The organism is Arcobacter aquimarinus, from assembly GCF_013177635.1.
Classification (GTDB): Bacteria; Campylobacterota; Campylobacteria; order Campylobacterales; family Arcobacteraceae; genus Aliarcobacter; species Aliarcobacter aquimarinus.
Genome location: NZ_CP030944.1, coordinates 387,801 through 409,521 on the forward strand (window position 1 = coordinate 387,801; position 21,721 = coordinate 409,521).

A 21,721-nucleotide genomic window follows, 5' to 3' on the forward strand; every position below is an offset into this window, starting at 1 on the left:
TCTATTATAAACTATTTTTTATAGATAAAATGATATAAGATTTATACTAATTACCTTATTAGAGGTATAATTTGAGGGAAAAATGAAAGAAGCAATAGATTTATTAAAAAAACATGATTTACTAAAAATTATTGATGAAGAGTTAGATATTTATTTAGAAATTCCACATGTTGCATATGTTGAAGTAAAAAAAGAGGATTCAAAAGCAATTTTATTTACAAATGTAGTTGATAGAAAAAACAATAAAAAATTTGATATTCCTGTATTGATGAATGTATTTTGTAATGAAAAAGCAGTAAAACTTTTTATTGGTGATGGAGATAAAATAGGTGCGGAAATAGAAAGTTTATTAAAAATGAAGCCACCTACAACCTTTAGTGAAAAACTTTCAACTTTTGGAAAACTTTTTGCACTTAAAAATACAATTCCTAAAAAATTAAAAGGCAAAGGTGAGTGCCAACAAGTAATAAAACTTGGAAGTGATGCAAAACTTTCTGATTTACCAATTCTTACAACTTGGGAACAAGATGGTGGTCCTTTTATTACTATGGGACAAGTTTATACAACTTCTTTAAATGGGGAATTAAAAAACCTTGGAATGTATAGATTACAAGTTTACCCTGATAATACTTTAGGGCTTCATTGGCAAATTCATAAAGACTCAAATCATTTCTTTCATGAGTATAAAAAAGCAGGAAAAAAAATGCCTGTAAGTATTGGTATTGGTGGTGATCCTATGTATATTTGGTGTGGTCAAGCTCCTTTACCAATAGGAATTTTTGAACTTATGCTTTATGGTTTTGTAAAAAATAAAAATGCTCAACTTGTAAAATGTATTACAAATGATTTGTATGTTCCAAAAGATAATGATTTTGTTATTGAAGGTTTTGTTGACCCTTCACAAATAAGAATTGAAGGACCTTTTGGAGATCATACAGGTTATTACACACTTGAAGAAGAGTATCCATTTATGGAAGTAACGGCAATTACAAGTAAAAAGAATCCTACATATTTAGCAACAGTTGTTGGAAAACCACCACTTGAAGATAAATATATGGGACATGCAACGGAGAGAATATTTTTACCACTTTTAAAAACAACTGCTCCTGATTTAATTGATTATTATATGCCTGAAAATGGTGTTTTCCATAATCTTATAATGGCAAAAATTAAAACTTTATATCCAGGTCATGCAAGCCAGATGATGCATGCATTTTGGGGAGTAGGGCAAATGAGTTTTGTTAAACACGCAATTTTTGTAAATGAAGATGCACCTGATTTAACAAATGATGAAGAGATAACAAAATATATTTTAAATAGAATAAATGTTGAAGATATGTTAATTTCAAAAGGTGTAGTTGATGCACTTGACCATTCATCTCCAAAATTTGCAGTGGGTGGAAAACTAGGACTTGATTGTACTGGTGATGAGGTTGCTGAACTTGGAATTACACTTTTAAAAGATGAGGTATTACTTGAAAAAATGCAGAATATTTCAAGTGATGTAAAAGCTTTAAAACAATATTTCCTTGATACAAAAAATCCAATAACAGTGATAAGTGTAGAAAAAACTAGAAATCAAAAATACCTATTTGAAGAATTAAAACCACTGTTTGAACATATCAAAATTTTGATTATTGTAGATAGTGCTAAAAATGATGTAAATAATCCTTATATGCTTGTTTGGAGAGTTTGTAATAATATTGATTCTAATAGAGATTTATTTATAGACGGACATACAATGTGTTTAGATGCAACAAATAAAAATTCATACGATAATTTCAAACGAAGATGGCCTGATGATGTAGATTGTACAAAAGAGGTCATAGATTCTTTAAGACAGAGAAAAATTATTGATGTAAGTGATGAATTTATACAAAAATTCTATTTATAAAAAAGAGGAGAATTTCTTCTCTTTTTTAAATAACTGGACGATTTAATCTCATAAAATAGAGTGATGGTAAAGCAAGACCAAAACTAATAGCTCCCAAAATAGACACAGCTTTTAATCCATTTTCAATAAAAGATTCTATTAATTCAGGTGTTACTCCATGACTATTCATATCAACTAGACTTATCATAGCTGCAAAAGCATAAGTTCCTGGAATCATAGGGATAATAGATGCAACAGTATAAACAGGTCTTGGAATCAGATATTTTCTTGACCAATAAAGTGCAACAATACCTATAAATGTTGATGCTAAAAATGTTGATATTTCAATTCCTAATCCTAAATGTAAAAATATGGTTCTTACTATATAAGTTATCGCTCCACCAAACGCACAATAAATCAAAGTATGTTTTGGAACATTAAAAACCATTGCAAAACCAACTGAAGCAATACTGGCAAATAATGATTCTATAAGCATTTTTATCACTAATTCAATCATTTACCAACCTTTTATATTTAAAATAGCCATAGCTATAATTATTCCAATTGATGTGGCAATTGTAAGTAAAATTCCTTCCATCCAACGTCCCCAACCCATCATCAAATAACCTTTTAGAGCATCCAAAAATGAGTTTACAAAAGAAAATCCTGGAGCTAATAATAAAACACTTGAAGCTAAGGCAATATTTGGTGTTGAACTAATACCATTTAATTGAGAAATACTTGCAATTAATGTTGCTGTAAAAGCTGTAATTCCAAAAGTAATAATCAACACAAATCTTTTTTTGGCTAATTCTTGTCTAACAAACATAGCAGTTGAAGAAGCTAAAAATGTTATAAAAAATGCACTCCAATCACTTCCTTGTAAGTATGCAAAAGAGGCGCATGCAATTCCAACCATAAAAACAACAAGCCATCTATTATAATAATTTGGATTTAAATTTTTTAGAATTTCATCTAAGTACTTTACATCATGCTCATATTTTTCTATATCAATAACTATTTTTTGAATTTCACAAACAATTGACATGTTTATTGGTTTATGATGAACTCTTCTGGTTGTTGTAACTGATTGATTATTATGTAAAGTTGTTAAAACAATTGCAGATGGAATTAGTGAAATTTCAACTGAATCTACTCCCAAAGCTCGTCCTAGTCTTTGAGCAGTTTGTTCAATCAAAATAGATTCAGCTCCAAATTCTGACATCAAAACAGCAGCTTTTATGATACCTCTTGTGATAATAGTTTGATCTTGATAGGTTAAATTATTCATATTCTCTTTTTTTAATGATATATTTTGTACGAATTATATCAAATAGATATGTCAAAATTGTGATAATTTAAAAGAGTTTATTAGATATAATTTATACAATAAAGGAAAAGATTTGAAAGAACTAACCACATATTACACAAATAAAAATATACTTTTTAAAGAGATTAAACAGATTTTACCAAAAGAGTTGGATTCAAGAAAGAAAATAGATATTTATGCTGCAACTACTATTGATTCAAAATTTTATGCGATATTTATAGTAGATTCGAAAAGTAGATTTATAAGAAAAAATGCCGATGATTTAATGGAACTTTGTGAAAAACTTACAAGTTATTTAGACCATAATTTTAAGAAAAAAGAGTTATTAATAAGTAGTCCACTTTGCTCAAAAGCAAAAGAGTATTTAAAACAAAATGATTGGAGTGTAAGAGTTGATTTTATGTGATATAGGAAATACAACTTATCATTTTTTGATAAAAGGAAAACATAAAAAATATTTTTTAGATGAAAAAGTCCCAAAATTTGAAGATGAGATATATTTTATTTCAGTAAATGAAAAAGCAAGTAAAAAACTACTTAAAAAAAATCCACAATCAAAAAATATAAATAAATTTTTAAACTTTTCTACAGCATATCAAGGTTTAGGAATTGATAGAGCTGTTGCTTGTAGTTTTCAAGATAATTGTGTGATAGTTGATGCTGGAAGTGCGATAACTGTTGATATTATAGAAAATGCTCAACATCAGGGTGGATTTATACTTTTAGGATTGCAAAGATTTAAAAAAAGTTATCCAAAAATATCAAAAAAATTAAAGTTTGATTTTGAAAAAAATATAAATTTAGATAAAATACCGCTTTGCACGAAAAATGCTATACAATATGCTATGCTAAAATCTATCATTTTACCTATCAAAGAAGTAAGTTTGAATAAAAATATAATATTTACTGGTGGTGATGGAGAGTTTTTAAGTAAATATTTTGAAAATAGTGTATATAAAAAAGATTTAATATTTGAAAATATGAAAAGGATAATTGATGCTAACAATTGCATTGCCTAAAGGAAGAATAGCAGAAGAGACACTTGATAAATTTGAAAAAGCTTTTGGTGAAAAGTTTGTTTTTGAAGATAGAAAATTAATACTACAAAAAGCTGGATTTAGATTTTTAAATGTAAGAAATCAAGATGTACCAACTTATGTAATGCACGGAGCTGCTGATTTAGGTGTTGTTGGACTTGATGTATTGGAAGAAAAAGAATACGATTTAATCAAACTTTTGGATTTAGAATTAGGACGTTGTAAAGTTGCTTTTGGTTTAAGAGCAGGTGAAAAACTAAATTTTAATAAAAGTAAAATTACAATTGCTACAAAACATGAAAAAATAGCTAAAAAATATTTTGAAGAAAAAGCAATGGCTGTTGAAATCATCAAACTTTATGGTTCTATTGAATTAGCACCTTTAGTTGGTCTTTGTGATTGTATTGTTGATATTGTGGAAACTGGTGAAACAATGAAACAAAATGGGCTTGAAGTGGGACCTACAATTATGGAAAGTAGTGCACATCTAATAGCAAATAAAAACTCTTTTTATGCTAAAAAAGATTTGATATTAGATTTAAGAGAAAAAATAGAAGTACACTTATAATGGGATTAGATTTATACGCAAGAATTGAACCTTTTTTAGATTTTGAAGAAGAGGTTTATCTTTTACACAAAGAATTTTTACGATTTGTTATGACAAATGACCTTGATAATATTATTGATATTGGATGTGGTCAAGGATATTTTTTAGAAAATTTAAGAATAAATAAGAAAAAATATTTTGGAATAGATTTGAGTATTGAGCAAATCAAAGTTTGCCAAGCAAAAGGTTTAAATGCACAAGCAATTGCTTTAAAAGATGTAAAAGAAAAATTTGATTGTGCAACAGCGATATTTGATGTTTTAAATTATATTTCAAAAGAAGAATTAAAAACATTTTTAAAAGAAACAAATGAAGTTTTAACTCAAGGTGCTTATTTTATTTTTGATGTTAATTCATATTTTGGTTTCGAAGAAGTTGCTCAAGGAACTATAACTATTGATCTTGAAGATAAATTTATTGCAATTGATGCAAATTTTGAAGATGAAAAACTTCAAACAGATATTACACTTTTTGAAGAACAAGAAAATGGACTTTTTAGAAAAGAACAAGATTCAATAATTCAAGAATATCATTCTAAAGAGTTCTTAACAAAGATTCTGAAAGAGACAAATTTTGAAGTAGTAGATATAAAAGAGTTCAATCTTCATACGGATGAAATAGCTGATAAATTGATTTTTATTTGTAAGAAAATGTAATAATGAGTATTTATTACATAATTCTTACATAACTTGGTCTTTTTTATTCCATAAAGTAATAACTTTTTTTCTTCTTTGGTTATAATATTCCCTATTCACAGGGGAAAAAATGAATTCTTTAAAATCAAAACTAATGTTACTTACGATAATACCTTTTATAATAGGTATTTTTATTCTTTCGGGTATAAATTATTATAAAACTCAATCTACTTTAAATGAAACATTACATACGTTTGAAGTTTCTATTGTAAAAGAGAAACAGGCTTTACTAAAACATCAGTTTGAAGTTGTTCAATCTTTAATTAAAACTATTTTAGAAAAAGAAAAAAATATTTTAGTTGCAAAAGAAAAAGTTATTGAGCTTTTAACGGGAATAAGATATTTAGATGATAAAAGTGGATATTTCTTTGCTTATGAAAAAAAAGGTGATGAATATTACTTTGGATTTCATCCAACAAAACCAAATTTAAATAATCAAAAAACAAATATTAAAGCACCTGATATTAAGGGTTATGCTTTTAGAGAAGATTTAATTAAATTTGCAAAAGAACAAAAATATATCACTTATTATTACGAAAAACCTAAAACAAAAGAAATAATCCCAAAAATGGCTTCTTCTATATTTATCCCAGAATTTAATTGGACATTAGTAACAGGAATTTATGTTGATGATATAGAGAATCAAGTAAAAGTTTTGAAAACACAGATTAATAAACAAAGTAATAATTTACTTTTTATTTTGGTTGTAGTTACTATTTTATTGGTAGTTATTTTAATTGTAACTATTCTTCCTTTAGTTAATAATTTGATTTTAAAACCTTTAAATCATTTTCAAAATGGTTTAAATAGCTTTTTTAGATATTTAAATAAAGAGTCAAAATCTGTTGAATTAATTGCTTTAAATTCAAAAGATGAAATAGGTCAAATGGCAAAAACTTTGGATGAAAATATAATAAAAGCTAAAAAAGATATTGAGGAAGATAGAGAACTAATCAATGACACAATAAAAGTTTTAGGTGAGTTTCAAAAAGGAGATTTATCTCAAAGATTGAGCACTGATGTAACAAACCCTGCATTTGTAAAATTTAAATCAGTTGTAAATGATATGGCTAAAAATCTTGAAGAAAATATCGAAAATGTTCTTAAAATTATCGATGAATATAGTAAATATAACTATTTAAATAAAGTAGATACTACAAAGTTTACTCATCATCTTTTAAAGTTAGCAAATGGAGTAAATAATTTAGCTGATTCTATAACTCATATGCTTTTAAAAGAAAAAGAAAATGGGGAAATATTGATTAATAGTTCAACAGTTTTATTAGAAAATGTTCAAAAATTAAATGAAAGTTCAACAAATGCAGCTGCAAATCTTGAAGAAACAGCAGCTTCTATAGAAGAAATGACTTCAAATATAAGAAATAATTCTCAAAATATGGCAAAAATGACTAATCTTACAAATAATGTGACAAGTTCTGTAAATAATGGAGAAAAATTAGCTAATCAAACAGTAAATGCAATGGAAGAGATTAATTTACAAGTTAGTTCAATAAATGAGGCAATTTTAGTTATAGATCAAATAGCTTTTCAAACAAATATACTATCTTTAAATGCTGCTGTTGAAGCTGCAACTGCTGGAGAAGCAGGAAAAGGATTTGCAGTTGTTGCTGCAGAAGTGCGAAATTTAGCTAATAGAAGTGCTGAAGCAGCAAAAGAAATAAAATCAATAGTTGAAACTGCAACATCAAAAGCAAATGATGGAAAAAATATAGCTACAGATATGATAAAAGGTTATGATGAATTAAATTCTAATATATTAAATACAATTGAATTGATAAAAAATATAGAAAATTCAAGTAAAGAGCAATTACAAGGTATTGAACAGATAAATAATGCAATTTCAATTTTAGATCAACAAACACAAAAAAATGCAATTGTTGCTACACAAACTAAAGATATTGCACTTTCTACAGATAAAATTGCTAAATTAATTATAAAAGATGTAAATGAAAAAGAGTTTGAAAAATAACTCTTTTTTGAATTTATTTTTTTAATAAATTGTTTCTCATAAAAAAGAAAAATCTTGTCTTAAATCAATGCATTTATTTTATTTTTGATGTAAACTTCTGAAACTTTTAAGTTAGAGTAAAATGTCAGTATAAAGGTTCAAAATATGACTTATCCACTATTTTTTAATAAAATCCCAACAATAAAACTACAAGATGATTTAGCTTCTTTTCTAGGTGCTTTTGAAGATGGAATAATAGAATTTTCATATTTAGATATAGTAAAGAGTGCGGGGCATAGCTGTCCTACAGTTCTAGGAGCTTATCTTATGACACTTAAGGGATTGGAAGCTTTATATGAAAACGAAATCCCAAAACGAGGAGAGATAATAACTGAGTTTAAAGAAGCTCAAAATATTGGAGTTGCTGGAGTTATTGGAAATGTGATGATGAATATTACAGGTGCAGCAACAACAAATGGTTTTAAAGGATTAAATGGAAAATTTGACAGGAACCATTTAATGAAATTTGAACAGAATATAAATGAAGCAAATGTAAGATTTACAAGAGTTGATACTTTAAAAAGTGTGGATGTTTTTTATGATGCTTCGAGTGTAAAACCTCATGAAGATATGAATTTTTTAATGCAAAAATGTATGCAAGGAAGTGCAACAAAAGATGAAAAAATTGAGTTTGCTAAACTTTGGCAAAAAAGAGTTGAAGATATTTCTTTGAATATTGATAAAGTTATAAAAGTAAAACTTTTATAACTTCATAAAAATATTTAGATTAAACCAACTGCATCTCTAATAATTTCCATTTTAGCAGATGCAATTTTTTTAGCTTTACTTGCTCCAAAATCTAATATTTCTCTTACTTCTTTTATATTATTTGAATAATAAGCTCTTTTTTCTTCATAAGGTGCAAAATATTCATTTATTTTATCAAGTAGAGTCATTTTAAAATGCCCATAACCTTCACCAGGTGTTGCATATCTTTTTTGTAAATCTTTTAACTCATCTTCATTCATAAATAGTTTAGATAAAGCATAAATATTACAATTTCCCCACTCTTTTGGTTCATCTAGCTCTTTTGAATCAGTTACTATTCCCATAACTTGTTTTTTTCTTTGTTTTGGTGTTGTAAACATATCAATTGTATTGTTATATGATTTAGACATTTTAGCTCCATCAGTTCCAGGAACTGTTGCAACTACTTCATCAACTTTTGATTCTGGAAGTATAAAAATCTCTTTTCCATAAGCAAAATTAAATGATGTAGCAATATCTCTTGTCATTTCAACGTGTTGAATTTGGTCTTTTCCAACAGGTACAATATTTGAATCAAATAATAAAATATCAGCTGCCATTAAAACTGGATATGAAAATAGACCGTGATTTGCTTGAATTCCACGTGCTGTTTTATCTTTATATGAGTGAGCTCTTTCTAATAATCCCATAGAAGTATGATTTGATAGTATCCAATATAGTTCAAGAACCTCTTTTACATCGTGTTGAACCCAAAATGTAGATTTCTCTGGGTTCATTCCTAGTGCTAAAAAGTTAATTGCAGCTTCATAAGTATTTTTTTCTAAAGCTTCTTTATCTTTTACAGAAGTTAGTGCATGATATGATGCTAAAAATGCAAAAAGTTCACCTTCATTTTGTGACTCTATCATCTTTTTTATCATACCAAAGTAGTTTCCTATGTGTATTGTTCCTGATGGTTGAATACCTGATAAAATTCTCAAATCATAATCCTTATTTATTTTTTGCGAAATTGTATCTAAACTTAGCAAAATAAATTTAGTGATTAAAACTCATACTTAACACTAAATCTAAAATCTCTACCCATTTCATATCTGTAAACATTTGCTTGATTTTTTGTAGAAATAGTTGTTGCTTTTGCATACTGTTTATCTGTTAAGTTATTAACAGCTGCAAATAAAGTCCATTGTGAATTTAGTTTATATTTCATATTAATATCATGGGTTGTGTATCCGCCTCTTACATTTTCATTGTTACTACTATCTAAAACATTTGTCCCTGCCATTGCATTTAAAGTATAAGCAGCAACTAATTTATTTGTAAGTTCAACTTCTGTATTCCAAACAAACTTTTTACTATCATAAGCACCAACTCTTCTTATGTTTTGATCTTCATTTATGTTTGAAGTATTTGTTATGTCACTTGCTTGATTATTTGTATCTATTTGTGTGTAAGCTAAAGATGTTGAAAAAATATCATAATAGTATGAAGTTTTTAGCTCAAAACCTTTTGATTTAAATTCATCATCTCTGTTGTAAATATCTTGAAGAGTCCATCCACCCTCTCCACTTCCACATTTTCCAGAAGAACAATTTGTGTCTTTTGATACTATGAAGTCATTAATTTTTGTTTGGAATACATTTGCATCAAAAGTTATGTAATCGTCATTTACAAAAGTATCTTTTTTATTGTATTTATAACCTATTTCATATCTGTTTGATTTTTCAGCATTTAAATCATTTGAATAACTTGAATCAATTTTTGTGTTTAAAGCCCAAGTAAAAGGAATAAGTCCACTCATTCTGCTACTTTTCCCATAATTTGCATATATCAAAGAATTATCAGTTAAAGAGTAATCAACTCCAATATTTGGAGAAAAAGTATTATCAGTTTGTTTTCCCAGTCCAGTTTCAAAACTATAATAATCATATCTTAATCCATAATCTATACCCAAAGAGCCAATTTCAGTTCTATTTTGTATAAATAAAGCTTGATTATTTGAATCTAAATCTGAATATTTTGTTATGTTTCTATCAGGTATTTTTAAATCATTTATATAAAAACTTCCTTTTCCATGTTCTTTTTGAAATTCTCCTCCAATAGAAACTCTATTTTTAAATGAAGATATATCAAAATCAAAATGATTTTGTACTTTTAATCCAATATTTCTATTCTCATAAGTTCTATTTCCATTTATATTATTTGCATTTTTTCTTTCAAGAGTTATATCCGTTAAGTTTAAATTAGTATCTAAATTTATTAAGTTACTTGGATTATAGTTATGACTTAAGGCATAATTTGTAGTACTTGAAACAATTTTTTCAAGTTGTGATGCTAATGGTCTGTATTCTGTTCCTGCCCATCTTGAGTCACCACTATTTTCATTTTTATTTATTGTTAGTTTTAAATCATGATTTTTAGTATCTAACATAGAAAGTTTAAATAAATAGTCTCTATCATGATATGCTGTAGCAATTTCTTCATTTCCATTTCCATCTTTGTAATTATTGCTATTTACACCACTTATACTTACATAAGCTCCAATATTTTCATTAAAAACTTGATAGGCTATTACATTACCATGTTTTACATTACCATTTGTGTTATACCCTGTTTTAAAAATAGCACCATAGTTTTTATCGCCTTTTACAAAATCTTGTGCATCTTTAGTAGTCATTTCTATGCTTCCTGCTAAAGCACTACCTTTTGAAGCATCAGGAGATGTTTTTATATCAACAACTTTTAATAAATCAGGATTTATACCTAATTCATTACTTCTATGTTGAAACATATTTTTACCTTGTTTTGCACCATCTAAAGAGATGTTTAAATTTGAACTTTCAATTCCTCTTAAATATACTCTTTGTACATTTATAGCACCACCTCCAACTTCTATTGAAGAATTATTTTTTAACATATCAGTAAAAGAATTTACTTGATTTTGTTCTGCTTTTTCTAAATCAATCTCTATAGAATTTGTTTTTCTTTCAATTTTTTCTTCTATTTTAATACTATCTAAAACTGTAATTTCACCTAAAAGTAAAGCAGGTAAAAACAGAGGTATTATTTTTATAAATTTTTTATGTGTCATAATTTTCTCTTTCTTTAATATGCAACTAAGTTGCGTTGAAATTATATATAATGCAACTTAGTTGCAGTTTAATTCTAATAACAATTATTAATATTTAGTAGATAATAGAATAATATAAATCTAATCTCTTTATGATACAATTGCGAAAATTTTTAAAGGAGAATAATATGGCAAGCGTTATAGTTGAAAGAGCCTGTGGATGTTTTAGAAACTCTAATTTTGAACAAGAAACACATTTTAATACAGTTGAAGAAGCATTGGAAAAGGCAAATGAAATGTGTATTATTATGAATGAAGACTTCTGTCACAAGCATAAATTTAGAAGTGAATACGTTGATGGAAATGTAATTATCAAAATGGAAATGAACGGATAAGTTTAAAAACTCGTCTAATCTCTTTGTAGCTTTTTTTGGTTATAATTCCAAGAAAAATTACAAAGAGTAAATATGATAGATATAAGATTACTTCAAAAAGATTTTGAAAAAGTTGCAACAGCTTTACAAAAAAAAGGTGTTGATAACGAACTTTTAAATAACTTAAAATCTCTTGCAAATACAACAAAACAAAAAAGACAAGAGATGGAAGATGTTACAGCTTCTCAAAACGCACTTTCAAAAGAATTTGGAAGATACAAAAAAGAAAACTTAGATGTGACAGAACTTCAAGAAAATATAAATAATCTAAAAAATAAAAAACAAGAACTAGAAGATGAGGTTAGAGTTTTAGAAGAAGAACTAACTTCAGTTATTTTAGGTGTTCCAAATATGCCTGATGACTGTGTTCCTGTTGGTGCTGATGAAAATGAAAATGTGATTTTAGAAGTAATTGGTGAAAAACCAACTTTTAATTTTGAACCAAAAGAGCATTGGGATTTAAACAATGGTTGGTTAGATTTTGAAAGAGGTGTTAAACTAGCAAAATCTAGATTTAGTGCAATTAAAGGCGATGGAGCAAGGTTAGAGCGAGCTTTAATCAACTATATGCTTGATTTTAATAGACAAAGAGGTTTCGAAGAGTGGTATGTTCCATTTATGGCAAATTCAAATACTCTTCAAGGAACAGGGCAACTTCCAAAATTTGCTGATGATTTATTTAAAATTGAGGGTGAAGATTTATATTTAATCCCAACAGCTGAGGTTAGTTTAACAAATCTTTATAATGATGAAATTATTGATGTATCTGAATTACCATTATTACTTACATCTTATACTCCTTGTTTTAGAAAAGAAGCTGGAAGTGCAGGTCGAGATACAAGAGGATTAATTAGACAACATCAATTTGATAAAGTTGAAATGGTTGCTATTACTTCACAAGAACAATCAGATGAAATTTTCCAAAAAATGGTAAGTTGTGCAAGTGATTTATTAACTTCACTTGGACTTGCTCACCAAAAAGTACAATTATGTACGGGAGATTTAGGATTTAGTGCAGCAGTTACAATTGACTTAGAAGTTTGGTTACCTGGACAAAATAAATATAGAGAAATTTCATCAATCTCAAATACAAGAGATTTTCAAGCAAGAAGGGCAAAAATTAGATATAAAGAAGATAAGAAAAATATCTTAGCTCACACTTTAAATGGTTCAAGTTTAGCTGTTGGAAGAACACTTGTTGCTATTATGGAAAATTATCAAAATGAAGATGGAACAGTTAGAATTCCAGAAGTATTAAAACCATATATTAAATAGTTAAAATAGAAGACAAAAAAAAGGGGAAGTTGGTGAAACTTCCCCTTTTTTATTAGATTTTAATAAAAAAATATTAAAACGATGAAATTAAAATCTAATTACTTAAACAGAACGACCTTTTTGGTTAAATCCAAAATTAAAAAAAGAAGCTTTATCTTAAAAATTTCAGGATGAAAATTTTAACTAAGGAGAGATAAGTAGATAAAACCTCTTAATTTGTAAAATTATACATCTTCTAAACTTAAAGAATGCTATTTTAATGCTACGTTTATAAATTTTATTTTAATATTTATAATTAATTTTAAAAGTTAATTGAATTATTTAATAAAAACTTTTGAATCATAAAGTTTATTATCAATTTTTATTTCAAAATATCCTTTATCCACATTGTAATGAATAAAAGTAATTTCTGTTCCTATTTTGATTTTATTTTTATTATAAATTGGAATTTGATTTTGTATATATCCCAATGAATTTCCTATTTTTACCTCAATTTTTGAATTATTACTTATATTTCCAAAAATTACTATTTTAGAAAAACATATTCCATTATAATCATCTTGAGTAATTTTTTTATGTTGAATATTTTCTCCTGTTCCATTTTCATGAAAAATTCCAATTGCATAAGAGCCTTGTATATTTGAATCAAAAGAGAAAAGATTAGATATTATTAAAAATAAGGTTAAAATAAATTTTTTCATCTTTTATGATACTATTTTTTAGTATATTATTTGTATAAAATATATTTATAATTTAAAAATTTAAAATAGGAAGATTTATGATTATTCCAAATGATGCAAAACAAATAGAAGTAAAAAAAGCTACAGTTCCTTTTTTTGAGAAAGATAATACTATATATTTTGATACAAGCGAAACAGCAATTCCAGAGCCTATGATAAATGCTTTAGCTGGGCTTGAGTTATTAGAAAAGTATTCAAAATTAGTAATGATAAATCATAAAATTCCTTTAGGATTGTTTCCTAAAATAGAAATATTTTTTGATTATGAAGTTGAAGAGTTTGAAGATTTTGTAAAGATAACTTTTTCAAAGAAAAAAGATATTTTAATAAATTTAACTAATATAAATAGTAACTGTCAAGGATAAAATCCTTGAAGTTTTAGTTGTATATTATTTTTCTTATTGGTTCATTGTTCTGTTTTTTTAGTTGGTCATAATAGAGTTGATATTTTACTTTATCTTCAAAAGAAATAGGTGTTCTAATAGATTTGTATTCAATAAGTTCATTGTTTTTATAAACTCCCGAAATCTCTGCATAAACCCAGTAAAATCCTTCATCTTTTCTTAGATTTTTTACAACTCCACTCCATGAACCTTTTGTTTTTAAATCTTCCCAAAGTTTAGAAAAAATTATTTTTGGCATATCTGGATGTCTTACCATATTGTGTGGACGACCTATTAATTCACCCATTTTATAACCTGAAATCAAAGCAAAAGTATCATTTGCATAGGTGATATTTCCTTTTAAGTCTGTTCTTGAAACTATTAATTCTCCACTTGGAACAATAGTTTCACATAAAAAGTTTCCACTTAAAAATTCCATTTTATTTTCCTGTATTATCAAATGTTTTAGCAAAACCTTCTAAATCTTTCTTCTTTAAATCACCATTGTAAACCATATTTGACACATCAATAGTTTTATCATTTAAAACTTTTGGAACGGCATCTGCATTTTTTAAAACTTCCATATGAGAACTTAGTTCTTCTTCACTATATGACATTTGCATATCAGCAGTTATTACATAAGGAATAGATTCAATAACTTTTAGTTTTTTTAACTCTTCTTGAACACCATTTCCTTCTATTGTTATAATTATTCTTCCTTTTTCATCATGCATATGATAATCACAAACACCAGATTTTTTCAAAGATTCAACTACTTCTTCCACATGTTTTGGAAGAGTTTGTATTACGATACTTGAGATATTCATTTTTTTTCCTTTTATTTAGTTAATTTTATAATAGTTTATTTGTTCATGGTCACTTGTAACAAATAATTCTTTTTCATTTATAAACAAAATATTTGTCAAAGTTGCTCTATTTTGTTTTAGTTTAAAAAGTTCTTTTTTTGTATCAACTTCAAAGATTGTTACATTATTTTCTTCATCACTTGCAACTGCTGCTAATTTCCCACTTGGACTTAATCCTGCACTATATATTAAAAAAGGAAAAGTTTTATAATAAGATATCTTTCCATTTAAACTATAAATTGCTGCTTTTCTATCTTGTCCAGCTGTTAATATAATCTCATTTTTTATATCAACTTGAAAAACATTATCAAGATTTTGTCCTTCAAAATTTTTTATTAATTTAAAAGTTTTCGTATCAATCATAGTTAAAATACCACTTTCATCACTTATTAAAACTTTTGTTTTATCTCTTGTAAGTTTGAAATTTGAAAATTTAGACTGAGAGATTTGAGTTTCATTTAAAATTTTTTTATTTTTTATATCATAAAGATAGATTTGATTTGAAAGTAAGGCATAAATTATATGATTTTCATCTAAAAATTTTGCACGAGCTATAAATAATCTATTTTCATCAGAAATTACTCTTTTTAATTTTCCATCAGTATAAATATCGATATTTCTTCCTCCTTTTTCTCCTTGAGAAAGAATCAAAATATTATTAGCTAAAACATCTACACTATAAATTTTAGAGTCAATAGTATCTTGCATAAAATCTTTTATTTGAGGAACTTTTATAGATGATGTTTTTATTTTAGTATTAATATCAAAAATATCTACACTTGAAGCTGTTGTTGCTACATAAAGAAGGTTATTTTTTAGTACTAAATCTGTAACTCCACCACTTGCAATTAGTGAATAGTTTGGTTCTAAATCATAAGCTTTTAGATTTAGTAAAAAAATGAAAGATAAAAATAATATTTTAAAAATTTTCATATTTTCCCTTATTTTATAATTTTTATAGCATCTGTTGGACAAACTTTAATACAAAAGCCACAAGAAGTACAGTTGTTATTTATACTTGGTCTAAACATAGCTAAAAAATCTATAGCTTTATCTAAACATGGGTCTTTACACGAAAAACACATAGTTTGATTCCATGATAAACATGATAATACATCTATTTCTATTTTAATATCAATATTTTTCTTATTTTCTATTTTTAAAACTTCTTTTGGACAAATTTCTGCACATTTATCGCAATATGTACATCCTGAAATTGAAAAATCTAATTTTGGTGTATTATCTTCTTGAATTACTATTATATTTTCTTCACAAACAGTACTACATAAACCTTCACAATCTATACAGTTTGTCAAAAAAAGTGACTCACTATTTTCATTTTCAAAATAAGGAGGTCTAATAATTTTCTCTTGCTTCTCTTTTTTTGAAAAAGGAAAAGCAAGAGAACCAAAAAGTTCTCTTCTTTTCATCATTTTTTCTTTAATGTATCTAAATCTTCTGTTAGAACTTCATGCCAGTTTGATTTTACTTTTCCATCTTTATTTGTAAAATCAGCTTGGAAAGTATTTTCAACAGCTAACTCTCCAGTACTTTGAGGAGCATGACAAGCATTACAATTGAATCTTGCGTTTGAAAGAGTATCAATAGGTTTAATTGAAACTTCATTTTTCATTACATCTGAACTCTTTTCAAATTTATCTCCATCTAACTTATGTTTTGGTCTAAAATCAATATAGTGTGATTTAGGAATAGGAGTTGCTCCCATAGATTCAGCAACAGCTGTATCATGACAACCAATACACGAATTATTTTGAGGAGTAATATCCAACATTCCTTCAACATCATGGGGAATCATAGGTGGTGCATTTTGATAAGCTCTATCTATTTTATATCCACTCATAGGTTGAGATGTTCCATATTTTGTCTCATCAGGAGCAACTTTTTCTTCAGATAATAAATCTACTTTTCTTAAACCAATTGATTCATCATCAATAACATTTTTTGTATTAGCAGCTATTAAAATTGATGCTGCTAATGATACTGCTAAAGTTAATTTACCTAACTTCATTTTGTCTTTCCTTAATTAAATTTTTTATTGAAAAATTAAGAGCATCATCATCACAAACTTCCACACATCTTCCACAGTTTGTACATTCACCACTTAATACAGGCATTGAAATTTTTGTAACCATGTGTAAAACTTGATTTTCAGGACAAACTTCTTTACATTTCATACACGCTGTACAATTAGGTGCATTATGATGAACTCTAATTAAACTAAATCTTCCAACTAGTGAATAAAATCCACCTAATGGACAAATATGTCCACACCAACCATTTTTTAATACAAATAAGTCAAAAAGAAATATCACAACTATTGTTGCCCAAGTAAAACCCATTCCAAAGATGATTCCTCTATGAACCATAGATACAGGAGAAACTAATTCAAAGGCTGCAACTCCCATGAAAAAAGAGATGATTAAACTAATAATAATTATCCAATATCTCATATTTCTTGATGCTGGTTGTTTTTTTTGAATTTGATTAAATCCAAATTTTCTTCTTAAATAGTTTGATAAATCAGTAATAATATTTACAGGACAAACCCAAGAACAAAAAGCTCGACCTCCTATAATCATATAAAAAATTAAGATGAAAAAAGCTCCCAACAATAAATCAAAAGAGATAATAGCCCCTGCAAAAAACATTTGTAAAACAGCATAAGGATCACTTAATGGAATTGTATTTAAAAGTAATGATGAACTTAAATTTCCCATCAAAATATGTATTCCATATACATTTGCAATTACATATAAAACCATGATAGATATTTGTGTGATTCTTCTTGCTATTAAAAATCTATATTTTTTTATCATTTTAATAAATCCTCCATATCTTTAGAGTTATTTAAAGAATCAACAGCACTATCTTTACTAATTTTTGTTTTTGTAGTTTCTCCTAGAGCATTTTCTACTCTTTTTTGGTCTTCTTTATTCCAGCCTTGAACATAATGATCACCAACTTTCCCTAAAGCTATATTTCTAGGAAGTACAAAAATAGCTGCTTTTTGAGTAACACAAGCTTTTTCACATAATCCACAACCAGTACAAGTATCTGCATGTACAACTGGTTTTAAAAAAGCGTGTTTCCCTGTTCTTTCATTTTTTGAATACTCAATACTAATAGCTTCTCCTAAAAGTGGACAAGCTCTATAGCAAGCATCACATTGAATACCCCAAAATGCGATACAAGAGTTATCATCTATAACAGCAACTCCCATTTGAGCTTTTGAAATATCAAGTTTTGCATTTTCATTTTGAACTGATTTTATATTTAGTGCATCTGTTGGACAAACAGGAACACATGGAATATCAGTACACATATAACAAGGAATTTCCCTTGGTATAAAAAATGGCGTTCCAAGAGGTTTATTATCTCCTGGTCTCGCTAGTTTTAAAGTATCAAAAGGGCAGGCTTCAACACACATTCCACATTTGATACACGTTGCTAAAAAATTTTCTTCTTTTAAAGCACCTGGTGGTCTTAAAATCAATGAACTAGCTTTTACTTCATCAACATAAGCACTCCAAGTTAAACCACCAAGAATCGCTAAGCCAGTTGCCCTTGCAATTGTTAAAAAGAATTTTCTTCTTTCATTGGTTGGTAGGTTTTGTTCTGTTTTCATCTTTTCTTCTTTATATTCTCTTTAAAGTTTATGCTTGATAAATTTTTACTGCACATTTTTTAAAGTCAGTTTGACCTGATTGCGGACAAGTGTAATCTGCACAAACTTTATTGATAAATACTTTTTCATCAAACCAAGGAACAAATACTAAACCTCGACTTGGTCTATTTCTACCTCTTGTTTCAACTCTTGCTTTTACTTTTCCTCGTCTACTTTCAACCCAGCAAAGACTACCTTGTTTAACTCCATAAGTTTTTGCATCTTCTGGGTGCATATAACAAAGTGCTTCAGGAACTGCTCGATATAATTCAGGAACTCTCATCGTCATAGTTCCACTATGCCAGTGTTCTAAAACTCTTCCTGTGCTTAACCAAACTGGATACTCATTATCTGGAATTTCCGGTGGATCCATATATGGTCTTGCAAAGATTTTTGCTTTGTTTTTTAGTGATTTTTTAGCTTGGTCTTTAACTCCAAGTAAATCACCTTGAGCTAACTCTTTTGCTAAATGACCATAAAATGCAAAATCACTATTTGGATTTGCTTTTTTAGCATAAGGGTCATAAATAGTATTAAATCTCCATTGTGTCTCTTTTCCATCAACAACTGGCCATTTTAAACCTCTTACTTTATGATAAGTATCAAAATCAGCTAAATCGTGTGCATGACCTCTACCAAAATCAGCATACTCTTCAAATAGATATTTTTGAATAAAGAATCCGTATCCTTTCCATGGTTTCCCATCACTACCAAGAACATTTCTTGAATCTCCAAAACCTTCAGTATTATCATATCCAGCTTGAATAGAATCTTTATGGTCTAATTTATAAGATTTAGCTTTTTCATTTGCAAATAAGATTTCATACATTGTTGTATTTTCATCATAGCCCATAGCCTTTGCTGCTTCAATTACATTTGGAAGTTTAGTTTCACCTTTTGTACTTGCAAGTGTTTGCTCACCCCATAAATCTTTTACTGTAAATCTTTTAGAAAGTTCAACCCATTGCCAAGTATCACTCATTGAATCACCAACAGGAACTACTTGTTGTCTCCAAAGTTGAGTTCTTCTTTCAGCATTTCCATATCCACCCCATTTTTCATAAATCATAGCAGATGGTAAGATAAGATCTGATACTTTTGCTGAAATTCCAGGATATCCATCACTTGTAACAATAAAATTATCCATTTCCCGTGCTGCTTTTACCCAATGTGTTGCACTTGCTGTATCTTGATATGGATTACAAACATTTACCCAAGCAAATTTAATATTTCCATCTTCAATATCTCTATGAATTTTCATAATATGTTGAGTACCTTTTGGATTTATAGTTCCAGCAGGAATATTCCAAGCTTTTTCTGTAACAGCTCTATCTTTTGGGTTTGCAACCATCATATCAGCTGGAAGTCTATGTGTAAATGTTCCAACTTCTCTTGCTGTTCCACAAGCACTAGGTTGTCCTGTAAGTGAAAATGCTCCACTTCCTGGTTTAGCTTGTTTATTTAATAAAAAGTGAACGTTATATGAAAGTGTATTTACCCAAGTTCCACGTGTGTGTTGATTCATACCCATTGTCCAGAAACTTACAACTTTTCTATTTTTTTCAATATACAAATCTGCTAAAGTTTGAAGTTTTTTCTTAAACTCTTCAATATCTTCATCAGGATTTCCTTTTGAAATTTTTGCCACATAATCAAGAGTATAAGGCTCTAAAGATTTTTTATACTCTTCAAAAGAGATTTCCCAGTGTGCTAATCCAGTATTTTTATTTACCATTTTATCACCAGCTTTATATCCATAAGGAGCAAGTGCTGGGGCTTCTGTATCTGAAACAATTTTTTCCATTTCTTTAGAAATAGTTTGCATCTCTAAATCAGAATATTTTCCATCTTTGATAGATTTTTCATCACTTCTTCTCATTCCATAACCAATATTTACAGGACTTGCTGCAAATACAATATGTTCTTTTACGAAATCCCAGTCAATTGATTCTGGATGATTATATACGATTTCTCTTGCTATATAATTCCAAATTGCAAGGTCAGTATTTGGAGTAAAAATAATTTCAATATCAGCTAAATCAGAAGTTCTGTGAGTATATGTTGAAAGATTGATAACTTTTACTTTTTCTGGATCACTTAATTTTCTATCTGTTACTCTTGACCATAAAATAGGGTGCATTTCTGCCATATTCGAACCCCAAGTTACAACTGTATCAGTTAATTCTATATCATCATAACAACCTGATGGTTCATCGATTCCAAAAGTTTGATAGAAACCGACAACTGCAGATGCCATACAGTGTCTTGCATTAGGGTCAATTGCATTACTTCTAAATCCTGCTTTCATCATTTTTAATGCAGCATAACCTTCCATAATTGTATATTGACCTGAAGCAAAAATTCCAATTCCTTCAGGACCTTTTTCTTTAAGTGCTATTTTTATATGTTTTTCCATTTCATCAAAAGCTCTTTGCCAAGAAACAGGTGCAAAATCACCTTTTTTGTCAAATTCACCCTTAGAATTAACTCTTAATAAAGGTTGTTTTAATCTATCAGCTCCATACATAATCTTTGCATTGAAGTAACCTTTTATACAATTAAGTCCTCTATTTACAGGTGCTGCTGGGTCACCTTTTACTGCAACAATTTTACCTTCTTTTGTTGCAAGCATAATTCCACAACCAGTTCCACAAAATCGGCAAGCTGCCTTATCCCATCTCCATCCACCTTCAGCTTGATTTGCTTGTGCTTGTAAGCTTGATGGTACACTCATACCAACAGCTGCTGCTGCACTTGCTGCTGCTGAGCTTTTTAGGAAGTCTCTTCTTGAAAGCGACATAATTTCTCCTTTTATGAAATAAATTCTTTTAACATCAAATTGTAGCTATAAAAAAAAGATTAATAATTGACCTATGTCAAGTAAATTAAGGTTTAATTAAGATAAAAATTATCCTATATAGAGTCTTGAAATTTTGATTTTTTACATAATACCTACATAACTTTCAATTATAATTTCTTAATATCGAAAAAT

At 27.8% G+C, this 21,721-nt stretch carries 23 protein-coding genes; 10 read left to right on the top strand and 13 right to left on the bottom strand.

Features of this window, described 5'->3' with window-relative positions; all coding sequences use genetic code 11:
* The first annotated feature begins 82 nt into the window (after positions 1–82).
* Complete coding sequence (locus AAQM_RS01930) at positions 83–1,894, top strand: menaquinone biosynthesis decarboxylase (protein WP_129094390.1); 1,812 nt, start codon at positions 83–85, stop codon at positions 1,892–1,894.
* 25 nt (positions 1,895–1,919) lie between these two features.
* On the opposite strand, the gene AAQM_RS01935 is transcribed toward AAQM_RS01930, so the two are convergent.
* Positions 1,920–2,390, bottom strand: a complete 471-nt coding sequence (locus AAQM_RS01935) for a threonine/serine exporter family protein (protein ID WP_171920638.1) — start codon at positions 2,388–2,390, stop codon at positions 1,920–1,922.
* Positions 2,391–3,164, bottom strand: a complete 774-nt coding sequence (locus AAQM_RS01940; protein ID WP_129094389.1) for a threonine/serine exporter family protein — start codon at positions 3,162–3,164, stop codon at positions 2,391–2,393.
* 112 nt (positions 3,165–3,276) lie between these two features.
* Between AAQM_RS01940 and AAQM_RS01945 the strand changes: the two genes are divergently transcribed.
* The 6 genes from AAQM_RS01945 to AAQM_RS01970 all read left to right on the top strand — a co-directional run bounded on the left by AAQM_RS01945 (position 3,277) and on the right by AAQM_RS01970 (position 8,279).
* Entirely contained in the window at positions 3,277–3,609 is a 333-nt protein-coding gene (locus AAQM_RS01945) for a hypothetical protein (RefSeq protein WP_129094388.1), read from the top strand.
* Positions 3,596–4,222 carry a type III pantothenate kinase gene (locus AAQM_RS01950; RefSeq protein ID WP_129094387.1) on the top strand — a complete coding sequence of 209 codons (627 nt, stop codon included), beginning with the start codon at positions 3,596–3,598 and terminating at the stop codon, positions 4,220–4,222. Before AAQM_RS01945 ends, AAQM_RS01950 begins: the two co-directional genes overlap by 14 nt.
* A complete protein-coding gene (gene hisG / locus AAQM_RS01955) occupies positions 4,200–4,808 on the top strand; it encodes an ATP phosphoribosyltransferase (protein WP_129094386.1) in 609 nt (202 codons plus the stop codon). Before AAQM_RS01950 ends, hisG begins: the two co-directional genes overlap by 23 nt.
* Positions 4,808–5,503, top strand: a complete 696-nt coding sequence (locus AAQM_RS01960) for a class I SAM-dependent DNA methyltransferase (protein WP_129094385.1) — start codon at positions 4,808–4,810, stop codon at positions 5,501–5,503. The genes hisG and AAQM_RS01960 overlap by 1 nt, the downstream gene beginning before the upstream one ends.
* Before the next feature lie 109 nt (positions 5,504–5,612).
* Positions 5,613–7,532 (top strand): methyl-accepting chemotaxis protein, encoded by a 1,920-nt coding sequence (locus AAQM_RS01965; RefSeq protein WP_129094384.1) that lies wholly within the window; start codon positions 5,613–5,615, stop codon positions 7,530–7,532.
* A 144-nt stretch (positions 7,533–7,676) separates the two neighbouring features.
* Positions 7,677–8,279 (top strand): hypothetical protein, encoded by a 603-nt coding sequence (locus tag AAQM_RS01970; RefSeq protein WP_129094383.1) that lies wholly within the window; start codon positions 7,677–7,679, stop codon positions 8,277–8,279.
* Between the two features lie 14 nt (positions 8,280–8,293).
* On the opposite strand, the gene trpS is transcribed toward AAQM_RS01970, so the two are convergent.
* Entirely contained in the window at positions 8,294–9,259 is a 966-nt protein-coding gene (gene trpS, locus AAQM_RS01975; RefSeq protein ID WP_129094382.1) for a tryptophan--tRNA ligase, read from the bottom strand.
* Positions 9,260–9,321: 62 nt separating this feature from the next.
* Positions 9,322–11,367 carry a TonB-dependent receptor domain-containing protein gene (locus AAQM_RS01980; protein ID WP_129094381.1) on the bottom strand — a complete coding sequence of 682 codons (2,046 nt, stop codon included), beginning with the start codon at positions 11,365–11,367 and terminating at the stop codon, positions 9,322–9,324.
* Positions 11,368–11,534: 167 nt separating this feature from the next.
* Between AAQM_RS01980 and AAQM_RS01985 the strand changes: the two genes are divergently transcribed.
* Together AAQM_RS01985 and serS are read left to right on the top strand one after the other, a co-directional pair.
* Complete coding sequence (locus AAQM_RS01985; protein ID WP_129094380.1) at positions 11,535–11,741, top strand: hypothetical protein; 207 nt, start codon at positions 11,535–11,537, stop codon at positions 11,739–11,741.
* A gap of 72 nt (positions 11,742–11,813) precedes the next feature.
* A complete protein-coding gene (gene serS, locus AAQM_RS01990; protein WP_129094379.1) occupies positions 11,814–13,055 on the top strand; it encodes a serine--tRNA ligase in 1,242 nt (413 codons plus the stop codon).
* Positions 13,056–13,372: 317 nt separating this feature from the next.
* On the opposite strand, the gene AAQM_RS01995 is transcribed toward serS, so the two are convergent.
* Positions 13,373–13,756, bottom strand: a complete 384-nt coding sequence (locus AAQM_RS01995) for a hypothetical protein (RefSeq protein WP_129094378.1) — start codon at positions 13,754–13,756, stop codon at positions 13,373–13,375.
* A gap of 77 nt (positions 13,757–13,833) precedes the next feature.
* Between AAQM_RS01995 and AAQM_RS02000 the strand changes: the two genes are divergently transcribed.
* The gene (locus AAQM_RS02000) at positions 13,834–14,160 is read left to right on the top strand and encodes a hypothetical protein (protein ID WP_129094377.1); all 327 of its coding nucleotides are present in this window, start codon (positions 13,834–13,836) and stop codon (positions 14,158–14,160) included.
* A 13-nt stretch (positions 14,161–14,173) separates the two neighbouring features.
* Here the strand turns inward: AAQM_RS02000 and AAQM_RS02005 are convergent, their stop codons facing one another.
* Genes AAQM_RS02005 through napA form a run of 8 tightly spaced genes read right to left on the bottom strand, consistent with a single transcriptional unit; the run spans position 14,174 to position 21,529 of the window.
* A complete protein-coding gene (locus AAQM_RS02005) occupies positions 14,174–14,617 on the bottom strand; it encodes a PAS domain-containing protein (protein ID WP_129094376.1) in 444 nt (147 codons plus the stop codon).
* A gap of 1 nt (position 14,618) precedes the next feature.
* Positions 14,619–15,005, bottom strand: coding sequence for a chaperone NapD (locus AAQM_RS02010; RefSeq protein ID WP_129094375.1), 387 nt, complete (start codon positions 15,003–15,005; stop codon positions 14,619–14,621).
* Between the two features lie 15 nt (positions 15,006–15,020).
* Positions 15,021–15,977 (bottom strand): WD40 repeat domain-containing protein, encoded by a 957-nt coding sequence (locus tag AAQM_RS02015; RefSeq protein ID WP_129094374.1) that lies wholly within the window; start codon positions 15,975–15,977, stop codon positions 15,021–15,023.
* 8 nt (positions 15,978–15,985) lie between these two features.
* Positions 15,986–16,474 (bottom strand): ferredoxin-type protein NapF, encoded by a 489-nt coding sequence (locus AAQM_RS02020; RefSeq protein ID WP_129094523.1) that lies wholly within the window; start codon positions 16,472–16,474, stop codon positions 15,986–15,988.
* Positions 16,474–17,073, bottom strand: a complete 600-nt coding sequence (locus tag AAQM_RS02025) for a nitrate reductase cytochrome c-type subunit (protein ID WP_129094373.1) — start codon at positions 17,071–17,073, stop codon at positions 16,474–16,476. The genes AAQM_RS02020 and AAQM_RS02025 overlap by 1 nt, the downstream gene beginning before the upstream one ends.
* On the bottom strand, positions 17,060–17,881 hold the full coding sequence (gene napH, locus AAQM_RS02030; RefSeq protein WP_129094372.1) for a quinol dehydrogenase ferredoxin subunit NapH: 822 nt from the start codon (positions 17,879–17,881) through the stop codon (positions 17,060–17,062). The genes AAQM_RS02025 and napH overlap by 14 nt, the downstream gene beginning before the upstream one ends.
* A complete protein-coding gene (gene napG, locus AAQM_RS02035; protein ID WP_129094371.1) occupies positions 17,878–18,690 on the bottom strand; it encodes a ferredoxin-type protein NapG in 813 nt (270 codons plus the stop codon). Before napG ends, napH begins: the two co-directional genes overlap by 4 nt.
* Before the next feature lie 28 nt (positions 18,691–18,718).
* Complete coding sequence (gene napA, locus AAQM_RS02040; protein WP_129094370.1) at positions 18,719–21,529, bottom strand: nitrate reductase catalytic subunit NapA; 2,811 nt, start codon at positions 21,527–21,529, stop codon at positions 18,719–18,721.
* Positions 21,530–21,721 lie beyond the last annotated feature (192 nt).